Genomic DNA, 13745 nt, shown 5'->3' on the forward strand with positions numbered 1-13745 from the left:
CTTTTAAAGATTATTATGTTTTGCTTATCAATTCACTATATTAATTCAAAGCCAAACGAATGTTATATATAATTTACGTCAAAAATAGAAATATCATATATACATATACTTTATTTTTATCTAGTTTCTAGCCATTTGCTAATGAAACTAATTTTAATTTTCCTTATAAAAATCAAGCCCAATATAAAAAGCTGCTCAAAACGAGCAGCTTAATCTCTTTATCTACTAATGCTATCAGCACGGCCTTTATAATCACCGTTTTCAGTTCCGATGATTAATTCTTCGCCTTCTTTAATAAAATCTGGCACAGTTACAACTAAACCAGTATCCATCGTTGCAGGTTTACCACCGCCAGCAGCAGTTGCACCTTTGATTTCTGGTTGGGTTTCTTTAACAGTCATCTTTACAGTAGATGGTAAGTTGATTCCGATTAATTTACCTTCATCAGTAAACTTAAGATCAACATCAATATTGGGTATTAAGAACTTAGCTTCTGCTGCAAGGTGTTCCTTTGGAATTAGATATTGTTCATAAGTATCAGTATCCATAAAGATAAAGTTAGCATCATCATCATAAAGGTATTGTGCCTTCTTTAAAGCAACGTTAACTAACTCCACCTTCTCACTTGGACGCATTGTTTTGTGAACAACAGCTCCACTCATCACGTCACGTAAGTCCATTTGCATAACCGTGTTACCCTTACCAGGCTTGTGGTGGTTACTCTTTAGTACTTCAATTAACTTACCATCTTGGCTAAAAATCATACCCTTTTTTAATTCGATTGCTTGCATGTTTTCTCCCTAAAATTTTCTAATATACATATCGCTGATCTCATGATTACCATACTTTTTAATAATCATATCAGCTCTCTTCTTAGTTGGTTCGATATAGTCATGTAAATTCTTCAAGTTAACATCACGCCAGACTCTTTTGGCAAAATTATCTGCTTGTTCAAGCGGGACGTTAGCCCACTTATAAAAGAAATTATCTGGATTATTGCGATTAATCTCGAGCATTAAATGGTAGCGATCAAGATACCATTTCTCTAAGTCTTCTTCGCTTGCATCCAGATAAATTACATAATCAAAAAAGTCACTTGGAGGAGCTTGCCCGTCTGGAGGCACCTCTAGCAGGTTAATTCCCTCAACTACCAAGATATCAGGAACACTGACATACCCCAATTCATTAGGCACCAGATCAGAAATTTCCTGCGAGTATAGTCTATATGGTACTCTTTCTTTACCAGCTTTAACGCTTGCTAAAAAAGTATAAAAGGCATCCCAGTTAAATGACGATGGGAAGCCCTTTTGATCCATTAAGTTTTTAGCTTTAAGTTCTGCATTCGACATTAAAAAACCATCAGCAGAAACTTGGGCAATTGTTTTATCTGGTTCAAGGCGTTCGAACAAGCGAGTTATTTTCTTTGCAAAAGTAGATTTCCCTACAGCAACAGACCCAGTTACTCCGATGATAAAAGGTATTTTTTGCCATTTTTCATTATAAAAGGTCTGCTTAGTGCGGTAGATTGCATTTTTTTGGCTCATATTGTACTGAAGATTCTTCATCATGAAAATCTCCGCACTAAATTCATCGCTTGGAGGGATTAGTGTCTGCCACTTTTCAGATGTCAGATGTGTAAATTGCTCTTGCATAAAAAAGCCGCCTTCCTTCTGCCTTGTTCCTAGTATTTTTACATTGTTCAGCCTATCATATATATTGAGAGAAAGAAAAGAAGATATCTATGAAAAAATTAATTCTTTTTGGTGATTCCCTACTTGCAGGCTATATTGATGGACGCGCAACTAATATTGTAACTCAAGGACTGCAAGAAAAATTACCTAAATTTACAATTATTAATAATTCTGTACCTGGGACAACTACTGAAGAAGCAATTGATTTCTATGAATTACGAATTAAACCTTTTAAGTATGATCTAGTTATTCTGGCCCTAGGCACTAACGACGCCAACATGCAGTTTGGTTTGAGCGCTGGACGATATGCGCATAACTTACAAGTATTGGTCGATTTAATTGGGGCTGATAAAACATTATTAATGGGACCTTCCTATACTAATTGGAAAATTGCTCAAGATCAAGCCTGGCCTAAAACTTTGCAATTTGAATTAGTTGCTCAAGAATGCCATGTTGAAAATAAAATTCCATTTTTAAATTTTGCCAAAGTAATGCGGCAGACTGGTCATCCCAATAAACTATTGCAAAAAGATGGTATTCACCTAAATAAAGCAGGAAATAAGTTATTGATTGAAAGATTAGCAGATCTAGTTGAAGAAAAAGAATTGGTTACTGCATCGTAAAAAGGCATCCCATTGTTGGGATGCTCTTTTGTACTCCGGATATTTTATTCAGTTACTTCTTGCTTTCTTAATTCATTTTGTTCAGCAACTCTAAAGAATGGTAAATAAATAAAAATACCGATAATGATTAAAATCACTTCAAAAATAATATTTCTCCAATCCATTGAACTCATATATGCCTGGAAGAAAAACGGTGTAAATGAAGGATCTACAATATACCCCATTCCAATCCAGTGTAAACTTTCAGCAATATAAGTAAGAATAATATTAATAATTGGAGCAATCAAAAATGGAATACCTAAAATAGGATTAAAACAAATTGGTGTACCAAAAATTACTGGTTCATTAATACTACAGATTCCAGGAATAATTGATAGCTTACCTAATGCACGATATTTTTCTACTTTGCTTCTCATCATTAGAATTACTAAAGCAAGTGAATTACCAGATCCACCTAAAACAGCAATTCTAAACATCTGTAAATTCATTAAATGAGTAGGTGCTAATCCTTTTGCTACTAAAGCAGCATTAGCACCAGTAGCTGCAATACCAGTTGCAAAGACAATTGGAAAAATTACATTACTTCCGTTAACACCAATTAACCATAATAGATTTCCTAAAGTTACGATCAAAATATAACCCCATAAGCTATTAGCCAAAAATGTAGCTGGAGTCAAACACTTCATAATGAAGGTAGTAAAATCAGCATGCGTTAAGCTGACTAAAATTAAATTAGCACCATAGAAAATAAAGATATTTGCTAATAGCGGTATTAAGGAATTAATAAAGTTGGCAACCATTGGGGGAATCGATGCTGGCAACTTTATCTTCAACTTACTCTTTTCAATCCCGCGGTCAATTTCGACAGCTAATAATCCAATGATAATTGCAACAAATAGTCCATTTGTTCCTAAATTATTGAGACTAATCTTATTATTCTTATCAACAGTAGTTGCAACCATTAAAAAGGTAACTAATGAGATCATCCCATCAGTAGCAGGATGAAGCCTACGATATGACTTACTTAATTCATATGCAATACCAAAAGCACAAATCATACCAAAGATTCCCATAGTCATATTGTATGGGATAGTTATTTGAGCATAATGTGCGACAGCCCAATATTTCCAACCAGCAAGCCATTGCATAAAAATATTAGCTGTTCGTGGATTATATCTATCAAGTACAATTGGTGGGTTAGCAACAATTAAGAAGAATGAACCAATTACCAAAAATGGCAATCCGAAAAGCATACCATTTGATATAGCTTGTAGATGCTTTTCATTTCCAAGTTTTTGTCCAATAGGCGTTAAAACTTTATCCAATTTAGTAATCAGTGAATCTTTTTTAGCAGCAGTTTCAGCCATTAGAGATCACCTATTTTCCTTACTAAAGATAAATACAACTTAAATTTGATATGGATTGAACTTGAAAGCATTAGGTATAACTTTACTGTCATCCCAATTTTCTCTAATTTTGTGGTATTCGTCCCAATAGTCATTGTCCACTTTTAATTGTGGAGTAACCTTAGAATCGACTTCTAGAAAATGCATACTTCCTCTTCCCATCTTTTTGCCACGAGTGGTGTGCTTGTCTAATGCATAATCTGGAATTTCAGGAACATAACCTAGAGCAAAGTTCTTAATAATGATATTCTTAAGTAAATCAGAAGACCGATCCTTAGTTGATTCACATAAGTAACGAATTGCATGAACAAACATCATGGCACGATCCGGCTCATTGTAACTAAAGTTTTGTCTCATTTGATTTAGACTATTAATCAAAATTGGAGCTTGTGGATTTCCCATTCCTATATCTTCAACCGAAATAGCTTGAAGTCTACGCCATAGTTTTTCTTCCATTTGCGGAGAAGAAATATACATTTCATAAGCAAATTCACATGCTGCTCGTTCTTTGCCTTTTCTGATTGATTTTTGCAATGCAGAGATAACTTCATCAGCTGCTAATCCATTTCTAGTCCTAGTTCTAGCCCATGGATCAGCTAGAAATTCTTTATCTCTATTTTGTGGTACTCCATTTTTCTTAACATCTTTTTCTGACATCGTGAGTCCTTCTTTCAAACTATAGGAGAAAACAATGAATATTCAAACTATTAGCGAAAAGTTTCAACTGAATACTGATGAGCAAAAAATATTAATTTATATGAATCAACACCGTAATGAAATTAAAAATATCAATATTCGTGAACTCGCTAAACGAACATTTACATCTCCTAGCTTTATCGTTAAGACCTGTAAAAAGATGAAGCTTTCAGGATATTCAGAATTGGTCTTTCTAATTGCAGATGCACCAAATTTTCCTAATAATACTGAAAACGACTTAAAAGTAGAGTCATACGTAAAGCCTTTTTCCAACTTGATGGATAAGCATAAAGACTCAATGATCATGATATTGGGCAGTGGATACTCTCAAAATATTGCTAATTACATGAGTGAATATCTTAATTTGAATGGCTTTCGTTGTACATCCAATTCGCATCTGGAAATGCTTAGAAAGCATAAGAATACTTTAATAATTATCATCAGCAATTCTGGAGAAACAAAGCGATTAGCTGAACTTTGCATACAAGCTCAGAAAAATAATCGTGATGTTATTTCCTTTACAGGAGATAAGAACTCAACAATTGCAAAACACTCAACGCTTGCAATAAGCTCAGATACTTTTAACCCCACTTCTTTTGACAGCCATTACCCTCAGCTGTTTTTTGGTCTAACACTCATCTATTTTGAATTATTAATGAGTAACTTTTTGTCTAATTAGGTACCTTCTTAAGACAATTCTTATACTACTTTGGTTTTTAACAATTTTGAATACTTTTCCTTGTTTTGAAAACATGTTTCCATTTTAAAAAACATTTTTATTCAGGCATCAAAAAAGGCATCCCTAACGGGATGCTTTTTTTACACACACTACTCTACATACAAGGCTTGCTTACCTTGCTGATTATAGCTAGCCTCTATTTTCTTTAAACTTACTTTTTTATTTTTAATGCCATAAGGATCATTTACGTAAACAATCCCCTTCTTTTTATTATATCCAGTAACCACACAAGCATGAGAAGAAGGTGTCACATTAACCTTTCCCTGCTTAGTCTGCCATGTCCGCATATCATTTACCCGGTCATATTTTAAAGTCGTAATAATCATCACTGGGTGTCCTTTAGAAACTAACTTCAACACCCTAACAAAATCATTGCCAGTATAATTACGAATTCTCTTAGTATACTTCTTAGCAACATCATAAAGCGGCTCATTATAAACGCACCATCCTGCGTTTTCGATACTCATATAACCAACAAAACCAACATGAGGATTACCGCGATAATCATTGCCAATAAAAGAGGAAACATGCTTAATGTTAGAAGACAATTCTAATTTACTTACATTAATATCATAATAATTTAGGAGCATTGACAGTGACGTAACTTCACAGCCATTTGGCAGGTCCGGTAATTGCCTTTCTAAGGGGACATTCAATTTTTGCTCAGGTCTTAAAGTAAGCCAGTCATATTCATTTTGAATTTTTTCAAAATTAAGGATAATCCCAACTACTCCAGCTGTAATCAGTATTAAAATTCCATATAAAATCTTTCGTCGACGTCGATATCTCTTTGCTCTGCTTATTCTTTTCATGCTGAATATTCTATATCAGAAATGTCAAAACGCAAATTAATTTGGCAATGTAAGAATTAAATAGATTTCATTTCTTTTGTGCTTTTAGCATAAGAATTAAATTAACTTTATTTATACTCGAAATATGCAACAAGAATTAAGTTAATCTAATTTATATGCTAAAATTAAATTAAGAATTAAATTAGTTAAAATCTTGTATCAACTATTATTAAAATTAGAGGTTAACAATGGTACCACGTGATTCTTACTTAAATACTTTAGATAAACTACGTAATAAACAAATCATTAAAGTCCTAACTGGAGTACGTCGCTGCGGTAAATCTACTATTCTTCAGTTATATCAAGAGCGATTGCTCAAGTCTGGAGTAAATACTAATCAAATTCAAACGCTGAATTTTGAAGATTTAGACTTAGTATCAATTAAGACCTACCTAGACCTATATAACTACATCAATGAACATCTCATTCCTAACAAAATGAATTACATCTTTATTGATGAAATCCAAAGCATTCCTAATTTTGAAAAAGCACTCGATAGTCTTTATATAAAAAATAATGTAGATTTATATGTCACAGGATCTAATGCCTTTATGCTTTCTGGCGAATTAGCTACTCTTCTTTCGGGACGCTACATAGAAATCCCTATCTATCCTTTTTCTTTTAAAGAATTTTTACAAACAACTGAACTTTCAAAAGAAGAAGCCTTTTCAACTTACTTAGAACGAGGTGGATTTCCATTTGCTACTGAATTAAACGACAATAATACTTATCTTTCTTACATTCAAGGAATTATCAATACAGTATTAATAAAAGATATCCTAACGAGAGTGAATCGCGGTAATGCAACTTTACTTGAAGCAATTGCTAGTTTCTTAACTGAAGCCAACGGCAGTCTCGTTACTCCTGCTAAAATTGCCAATGCTCTAACCTCTAATGGAATCAAGACTAGCAACGCCACAGTAATTTCATACCTCGAAAAATTAGTAAATTCCTATTTATTCTACCAATGCAATCGATATGATATTGCAGGCAAAAAATATCTACAAATTAATAGCAAGTATTACCCCGTTGACCCCGCCCTCAGACGTGCTCTTTTAGGTCAGAAACGTCCAAACATGGGCAGCAGACTTGAAAATATCGTGTTTATGGAATTAAAGAGACGCGGTTATGAAGTATATGTCGGTAGTCTTAAAAATAAAGAAATTGATTTCGTTGCAATCAAAGACGGTGTTAAGCAATATTATCAAGTTAGTCTCACAGTCCAAGACGATAAGACTTATAACAGGGAAATTGCACCCTTTCTTGAAATTACTGATAACTATCGGAAAATTCTTCTCACTCAAGACCCCGGTAGCTACAACGACAATGGTATTGAACAAATAAACGTTATCGACTGGCTACTAAAAGAGCAATAAATTTAAATAAACCCACAAAAAATGGAATGCCAAATTTGGCACTCCATTTTTTTATTTATTCACATAAGTCTTCTCGTCTAAATCATCAAACAGCGGGCTCTTCTCGCCTGTATAAATCAAGTCAAGTTTATACATTGCACGTGAAGTAATTGTGTAAAGCAATTGCGTTTCATCAAGTTGATGATAATTATCCCTTGAAACATTCCAAGCAATTACTGCATCAAATTCAAGTCCTTTAGCTAAATATGATGGCATAACTAAAGTTCCAGGCACTAAACGCTGGTTAGCTGACCCAATTAAAGTTGCCTTAATTTTTCTTTCTTTCAAAACCTTAGCCACTTCTTTTGCTTCAGCCAAAGTCTTAGTAATAATGGCAGTAGTTAACTTTTGCTCATCATTTTCTACTAAGATATCTTCTAAAGCATTATATTCTTTTTCAAGACTATCACGCTTGTAAAAAGCAGGCTTAGGGCCACGTCTATCAAAGGCCTCAATCTTTTCACCTTGCCGCAGAATTTGCTTAGTAAAATTAGTTAATTCCTTAGTTGAACGATAAGACTTGGTTAATTGAACAACATCAGTCTTTTCAGGATCAAACAACTTGGAAATCTGACCTAAAAGAGTTTTACTTTCATCTTTAGTAAAAATAGCCTGGTTCAAATCTCCGAGCATCGTAAACTTAGCTCTTGGGAAGTTGTATTTAAGGTAAGCTAACTGGAATGGAGTGTAATCTTGAATTTCATCAATAAAGGCATAACGCATTTCATAGTCAGTTCTACGCCCTGTAACTAAATCGTACAGGTACAAATATGGTGAAATATCAGCCATCTTGATCTTGCCGTTTCTGAACCTATCTTTAACATTTTCAATATGTGCTTCCCATTCTTCTTGGCTAATCTCCCACTTGCTTAAATCAATCAACTTAAGAACAGCACGCAAGAAGCGCAAGTATTGCGCACGAATATTCAAGAAACGGTTCTGATGAATCTTACGACTAACTTGCTTTAATTGCTTAATTACAATTTTACGAGCTAAGAAGTGCTCTTCTTTAGCACTTGATTCAAATTCTTGGTCTGGACGATCATATAACTTATTCAATTGCTCTTGATCTAACGATTCAATCGTCTTATCAACCCATGCTTTTCTTGTTTCTGGCTCAATTCTTCTATTTAAGCTATTAATTAAAGCTTCTTTTGTAGCTTCAATTCTATTTCTTAAATGGTAATTTTCATTAAAGCCATAGTAAATTTCCTTGATCTTTTCCTTTTCAAAAAATGGTTTCTTCTTATTCTTGAAATAAATATTTTTAAAAATTAAACCATTCTTTTCAAGGTGCTTAGCATAGCGAGTTACCGCATTAAAGAATTGCAAGGAATCTTTTAAGTTAACGATCTTGTCATTTTGCTCATTATCTTCGAATTGTTCAAATAAGTTTTCAACATTCATCCCTGGAACGCGACGAGAAACAAATTGCCAGTAAGTCATCTGCACCATATTTTGTTCACCCATTTCAGGTAGAACATTTTTAACATAATCGTTAAACAATTGATTAGGGCTAAACATAATAACATCGCTAGAAGTTAAATTCCCGCGATAACGGTAAAGTAGGTACGCCACACGTTGCATAATAGCTGAGGTCTTACCTGATCCTGCTGCCCCTTGAACAAATAAAAGATCTGCACTAGTATTTCTAATAATCTTATTTTGCTCACGCTGAATCGTTGTTACGATCGACTTCATCTGTGTAGAAGATTTTTCGTTTAAGACATTTAAGAGCATTTGATCCCCAATTGATTCATTGGTATCAAACATATTGGTAATCTTACCATCTTCAATTAAGAATTGCCGTTTCTTAGTCATATCAACGGTTTGCACACCATCGGGCGCATTATAAGAAACTTTACCTAACTTACCATCATAATAAATAGAAGATATCGGTGCACGCCAATCATAGATTAAAAAGTGATCTTCTTTATCTGCAAAAGACCCTAAGCCAATATAAATCGTTTCAGGATCTTCATTAGGTTCTTGGAAATCAACTCTGGCAAAGTACGGTCTCTTTTCTAGACGCTGCAAAGTTGATAATTGCTTAGCAGAATGTTGCCAGGCATTTTGACGTTCTGCTAACATTTGTTGCTGCTGATGAATTGACAAGGCAGTATCCATTGAAGTTGAATAGCCATCATAATCTAATTTCACATCATCAAAAAAGTGCGAATTAATATTTTGCGCTTCATTTTGCGCATGTTCAATTGAATGATCTAATTCGCTTTCTTTCTTTTTAATTAAGCCTAGAACTTTATCTAAATGTTTTTGTTCTTTTTGTTGTTCAGTTTCTTTTACCAAAATTAAGTCACCTATTTCTAGTATTAGTAAAAACTTTGCATACTATTTTATCATATGTATACGCTTTCTAAAAGAATTTACAACTTTGAGAAAGTCTCAATTATTATTTAGTCTTTTCTTAACTAATTAGTTTTATAATTAAATAAAATTACCTAGCGAGATGAAAAAGTGAAACGATTCTTTAAAAGTATTCTAGTTCTAGCTCTTTTATTTATTGGACTTAACTTTGCTTATCAAAAGACTGCGCCAGAAATTGAAAAAACTTTTGGAACTAGAAACCCACTCCCATATTTAACAGCCAAAGTACAACAATTTATTTCACCTGAAAAAATTCAAAATGATGATACAAATGCCGACAGCTCCAAAGGACATACTTTTGAAACTAACTCTGCATCTGTTTATCTTGACCTCTCTGATCCCACCCTCAGGCAAGCCGCAATTGATGGAATCAATATTTGGAACAATACAGGGGCCTTTAATTTCAAAATTACGAATGACAAAAGTAATGCCAAAATCATCATTAAAGCAATGAATGATGGACAGACTAACGCGGCTGGTTTAACTGATACGCAATATAATTCCCTAACAGGGCACTTAATTAAAGCAACTGTCCGTTTAAATTCATATTACCTTTTAAATCCAAGTTATGGCTACAACCACGGTCGAATCGTCAACACAGTTGAACACGAATTAGGCCATGCAATCGGGTTAGGCCATAAGAACGGCATTTCCGTCATGTATCCACAAGGATCTTTTTATACCATTCAGCCAAGCGATGTTGAAGATGTTAAAAAATTATATCAAAAACAATAAGAGCGATTCTATTTTTAAGAACCGCTCTTATTTTGTATTTTTCTTTTTTAATTGGTGTTGCTTTTTAAAATAAGGAATCCAGAAAGTTATGACATAACCTACTGCAATACCTACAAAAGTCCATACCATAATATTTTTAACAAATAAACCGATAAACAAACCAATTAAGCCAAAAATCCCAATAATAAATGATTGATCTAGTTGCTTCATACTTATTTCTCCATTTCTATCTTAACTATAACAAAATTATCTTATTATAAGCATATTTTTAGACTTACTTTGCCTTGCATTTTATACTATATATCATAAATGTTTTTAGATATATTTGCTTATATGCAAGCAAATATCAACACTATACAAATAAAGAAATGTATTTTAATAAAAGAAAGGAATGGTATATCCTTTATGGATAATCAGAAACAACCTCCCTCGTATTCTCAAACAACAAACGAGTTATTTTCAGATTTAGAAACAAGTTCTACTGGCTTAAGTGAGCCAGAAGCTCAGCGGCGGTTAAAGAAATATGGACCTAACGCTCTAGCTGAAAAGCCACCAAAATCAACCTTAATGATGCTCAAAGAGCAAATCATTGATCCGATGATTTTGATCTTATTAGGAGCAGCTGCTTTTTCTGCAATTTTAAATGAATGGGTAGAAGCCAGCGTAATTTTCTTTATTGTTGTCGTTAACTCAATCATTGGAATTATTCAGGAGAAAAAAGCTCAGTCTTCTCTAGCGGCTCTCAAAACGATGAGCGCGCCAACTGCTACAGTTATGCGTGGCGGTATTGAAAAGATCATCCCTGCTAGCGAATTAGTTATCGGGGATTTAGTTATTCTAGCTAGCGGCGACATGGTTCCAGCTGATTTGCGTTTAATTCAATCTGCTAACTTAAAAATTGCAGAAGCCTCTTTAACCGGTGAATCAATTGCTAGTGAAAAGAATGCGAAAGCTGTTCTTTCAGTAGATTGTCCTCTAGGCGACAGAAAGAATATGGCTTATACTTCTTCAATCGTTACTTACGGACGAGGAAGTGGGATTGTAACTAAAACTGGAATGGACACCGAAATTGGCCAAATAGCCGGTATGCTTGAAAATGATGATGCTGGTGATACTCCATTAAAGCGAAAACTTAATACAGTAGGTAAAGTCTTAACAATCATTGGCTTAATTATCTGCGTTTTAATCTTTGCAATTGGTGCCTTTTACGGCCGCCCACTTTTACCCCAATTTTTAGTAGCAATTTCTTTAGCAATTTCAATTATTCCAGAAGGTCTGCCAGCAACAGCAACAATCATTATGGCGCTTGACGTGCAACGAATGGCAAAACAACATGCCTTAATTAAGAAGTTGCCTGCTGTTGAAACTCTAGGAAACGCGACGGTTATTTGTTCTGATAAGACAGGAACATTAACGTTAAATAAAATGACTGTAACTCATTTAGCTAATGGTGATGATTTCCTTAATAAAAAAGTTCTAAGTGTAGAAAAAGCAAGTAAGGATTCTAATTCATATAAGCAATTAATCTATGCATCTAGTCTTTGTAACGATGCTAGTTTTAATTTAGAAAATCCTAAAGAAGTAATTGGAGACCCAACTGAAGGTGCACTTCTTCCTCTAGCACAAGATTTAGGTTACTCGGCTCTTAACTTAAGAAAAGAGTATCCAAGACTTAGCGAATATCCTTTCGATTCAATTAGAAAGAGAATGACTACGGTTCATGAAATAAACAATGAATACGTCGCTTACACTAAAGGTGCGCTCGATGAGTTACTGCCACTTTGTGACTACATCCACACAAATAATGGTACACGTAAGTTAACTAAGGCTGATAAAGATAATATTCTTACCTTATCGCACAAGATGTCTGATCAAGCATTAAGAGTCTTAGGCTTTGCCAGCAAAAATATGCTAAACCTGCCTCAAGAAGGAGAAAATATTGAACAGCATTTAGTTTTCTTAGGTGCAGTCGGTATGATTGATCCTGCCAGAGATGAGGTTAAGGCATCAATCAAGATGGCTCGCGAAGCTGGAATTAAGACCATTATGATCACGGGTGACCACAAAAATACAGCAGTCGCTATTGCTAAAAATTTAGGTATTTATACTAATGGAAACACTGTTATTTCAGGTACTGAATTAAACGAAATGACAGATAATGAACTAGATCAAGCAGTTAAATCCGCTACTGTTTTTGCTCGTGTTTCGCCTAATGATAAATTAAGAATCATTCAAAGCCTAAAACGAAATAATGAAGTAGTAGCCATGACAGGAGATGGGGTCAATGATTCACCCGCCCTAAAGGCTGCTGATATCGGTGTTGCTATGGGTATTGGTGGTACTGATGTTGCTAAAGATGTTTCAGATATGATTTTACTTAATGATAGCTTTACAACAATTACGGCTGCAATTAGAGAAGGTCGAAAAGTATATCGCAATATTCAGAAAGTAATTCAATTTTTACTAGTTGGTAATATTGCCGAAATTACTACTTTATTTGTAGCTACAATCTTCAACTGGGATGCACCGCTACTTGCTGTGCATATTCTCTGGGTTAACTTAGCTACAGCTAGTTTGCCTGCTTTAGCTTTAGGAGTAGACCCAGCAAGTAAAAATATCATGAAACATAAGCCAGTAAAGACTGGAACTTTGTTTGAAAAAGACCTTGTTTGGCGTGTTATCAGTCAAGGAATTTTCGTCGCCTTAATGACCTTAATAGCTTACTGGATTGGAGAGTCGTTTGATAATCCAATTGCTGGTCAAACAATGGCATTTTGCGTTTTAGCCTTATCCCAAATGCTTCGCGCATTTAACCAACATTCTAATACTGATCCAATCTGGGTTAGAGGCAATAAAATAAATGTTTGGTTGATTATCTCCTTTATTGTTTCAGCGGTCCTAATGGGAATCATTCTTTTCACTCCTAACTTACAAACTCTCTTCCATTTGACTAGTCTTACTTCAAGACAATGGTTAGTAGTAATTATTCTTTCTCTCTTCTCTATCCTGCAAGTTGAGATAAGCAAGTGGATTAAGAAGCTAATTAAAGCTAGACAAAAAGAAAACAAGCTGCAAACAACCAGTGACTAACATAATATAATAATTTAATTATTATGAGCATATTTTTCGACTTATGATGATTTAATTTATATAATATAAGTATAAATTTAACACTTACAACTGGCATAAAGACTTAAACAACCT

12 protein-coding genes are annotated in these 13745 nt (G+C 34.2%); 5 read left to right on the forward strand and 7 right to left on the reverse strand.

Translation table 11 applies throughout. From position 1 onward, the window contains the following. Positions 1-218: 218 nt before the first annotated feature. Positions 219-791, reverse strand: a complete 573-nt coding sequence (gene efp, locus F3I00_RS08910; protein WP_020807501.1) for an elongation factor P — start codon at positions 789-791, stop codon at positions 219-221. 9 nt (positions 792-800) lie between these two features. After that, complete coding sequence (coaA, locus tag F3I00_RS08915) at positions 801-1652, reverse strand: type I pantothenate kinase (protein ID WP_003650005.1); 852 nt, start codon at positions 1650-1652, stop codon at positions 801-803. An 89-nt stretch (positions 1653-1741) separates the two neighbouring features. Between coaA and F3I00_RS08920 the strand changes: the two genes are divergently transcribed. Next, complete coding sequence (locus F3I00_RS08920) at positions 1742-2314, forward strand: SGNH/GDSL hydrolase family protein (RefSeq protein ID WP_003651505.1); 573 nt, start codon at positions 1742-1744, stop codon at positions 2312-2314. A gap of 44 nt (positions 2315-2358) precedes the next feature. On the opposite strand, the gene F3I00_RS08925 is transcribed toward F3I00_RS08920, so the two are convergent. Together F3I00_RS08925 and F3I00_RS08930 are read right to left on the reverse strand one after the other, a co-directional pair. Next, entirely contained in the window at positions 2359-3681 is a 1323-nt protein-coding gene (locus F3I00_RS08925; protein WP_020807503.1) for a PTS sugar transporter subunit IIC, read from the reverse strand. A gap of 39 nt (positions 3682-3720) precedes the next feature. Next, positions 3721-4377: a hypothetical protein gene (locus F3I00_RS08930; protein ID WP_020807504.1), complete on the reverse strand. Its 657-nt coding sequence runs from the start codon at positions 4375-4377 to the stop codon at positions 3721-3723. Positions 4378-4411: 34 nt separating this feature from the next. Between F3I00_RS08930 and F3I00_RS08935 the strand changes: the two genes are divergently transcribed. Continuing rightward, positions 4412-5095, forward strand: coding sequence for a MurR/RpiR family transcriptional regulator (locus F3I00_RS08935; RefSeq protein ID WP_003651499.1), 684 nt, complete (start codon positions 4412-4414; stop codon positions 5093-5095). Between the two features lie 149 nt (positions 5096-5244). Here the strand turns inward: F3I00_RS08935 and F3I00_RS08940 are convergent, their stop codons facing one another. Further along, on the reverse strand, positions 5245-5967 hold the full coding sequence (locus F3I00_RS08940) for a C39 family peptidase (protein ID WP_020807505.1): 723 nt from the start codon (positions 5965-5967) through the stop codon (positions 5245-5247). Positions 5968-6194: 227 nt separating this feature from the next. On the opposite strand from F3I00_RS08940, the gene F3I00_RS08945 reads away from it, so the two are divergent. Further along, positions 6195-7382, forward strand: a complete 1188-nt coding sequence (locus tag F3I00_RS08945) for an ATP-binding protein (RefSeq protein WP_020807506.1) — start codon at positions 6195-6197, stop codon at positions 7380-7382. Between the two features lie 51 nt (positions 7383-7433). On the opposite strand, the gene helD is transcribed toward F3I00_RS08945, so the two are convergent. Further along, a complete protein-coding gene (gene helD / locus F3I00_RS08950; protein ID WP_020807507.1) occupies positions 7434-9728 on the reverse strand; it encodes an RNA polymerase recycling motor HelD in 2295 nt (764 codons plus the stop codon). A gap of 168 nt (positions 9729-9896) precedes the next feature. Here helD and F3I00_RS08955 point away from each other — a divergent pair, with 168 nt between their 5' ends. Beyond that, positions 9897-10541: a matrixin family metalloprotease gene (locus tag F3I00_RS08955; RefSeq protein WP_020807508.1), complete on the forward strand. Its 645-nt coding sequence runs from the start codon at positions 9897-9899 to the stop codon at positions 10539-10541. 27 nt (positions 10542-10568) lie between these two features. On the opposite strand, the gene F3I00_RS08960 is transcribed toward F3I00_RS08955, so the two are convergent. After that, positions 10569-10751 (reverse strand): hypothetical protein, encoded by a 183-nt coding sequence (locus F3I00_RS08960; protein WP_003646756.1) that lies wholly within the window; start codon positions 10749-10751, stop codon positions 10569-10571. A gap of 195 nt (positions 10752-10946) precedes the next feature. Between F3I00_RS08960 and F3I00_RS08965 the strand changes: the two genes are divergently transcribed. Beyond that, positions 10947-13631, forward strand: a complete 2685-nt coding sequence (locus F3I00_RS08965; protein WP_159311081.1) for a cation-translocating P-type ATPase — start codon at positions 10947-10949, stop codon at positions 13629-13631. Positions 13632-13745: the final 114 nt, after the last annotated feature.

The organism is Lactobacillus sp. JM1 (genome assembly GCF_009834385.1).
Lineage (GTDB): Bacteria > Bacillota > Bacilli > Lactobacillales > Lactobacillaceae > Lactobacillus > Lactobacillus paragasseri.

Excerpts from the sequence above, each read along its gene's own strand:
- F3I00_RS08920 (WP_003651505.1), top strand. The coding sequence starts at position 1,742 with ATGAAAAAATTAATTCTTTTTGGTGATTCCCTACTTGCAGGCTATATT.
- F3I00_RS08965 (WP_159311081.1), top strand. The coding sequence starts at position 10,947 with ATGGATAATCAGAAACAACCTCCCTCGTATTCTCAAACAACAAACGAG.
- coaA (WP_003650005.1), bottom strand. The coding sequence starts at position 1,652 with ATGCAAGAGCAATTTACACATCTGACATCTGAAAAGTGGCAGACACTA.
- F3I00_RS08945 (WP_020807506.1), top strand. The coding sequence starts at position 6,195 with ATGGTACCACGTGATTCTTACTTAAATACTTTAGATAAACTACGTAAT.
- F3I00_RS08940 (WP_020807505.1), bottom strand. The coding sequence starts at position 5,967 with ATGAAAAGAATAAGCAGAGCAAAGAGATATCGACGTCGACGAAAGATT.
- efp (WP_020807501.1), bottom strand. The coding sequence starts at position 791 with ATGCAAGCAATCGAATTAAAAAAGGGTATGATTTTTAGCCAAGATGGT.
- F3I00_RS08930 (WP_020807504.1), bottom strand. The coding sequence starts at position 4,377 with ATGTCAGAAAAAGATGTTAAGAAAAATGGAGTACCACAAAATAGAGAT.
- F3I00_RS08960 (WP_003646756.1), bottom strand. The coding sequence starts at position 10,751 with ATGAAGCAACTAGATCAATCATTTATTATTGGGATTTTTGGCTTAATT.
- F3I00_RS08935 (WP_003651499.1), top strand. The coding sequence starts at position 4,412 with ATGAATATTCAAACTATTAGCGAAAAGTTTCAACTGAATACTGATGAG.
- F3I00_RS08925 (WP_020807503.1), bottom strand. The coding sequence starts at position 3,681 with ATGGCTGAAACTGCTGCTAAAAAAGATTCACTGATTACTAAATTGGAT.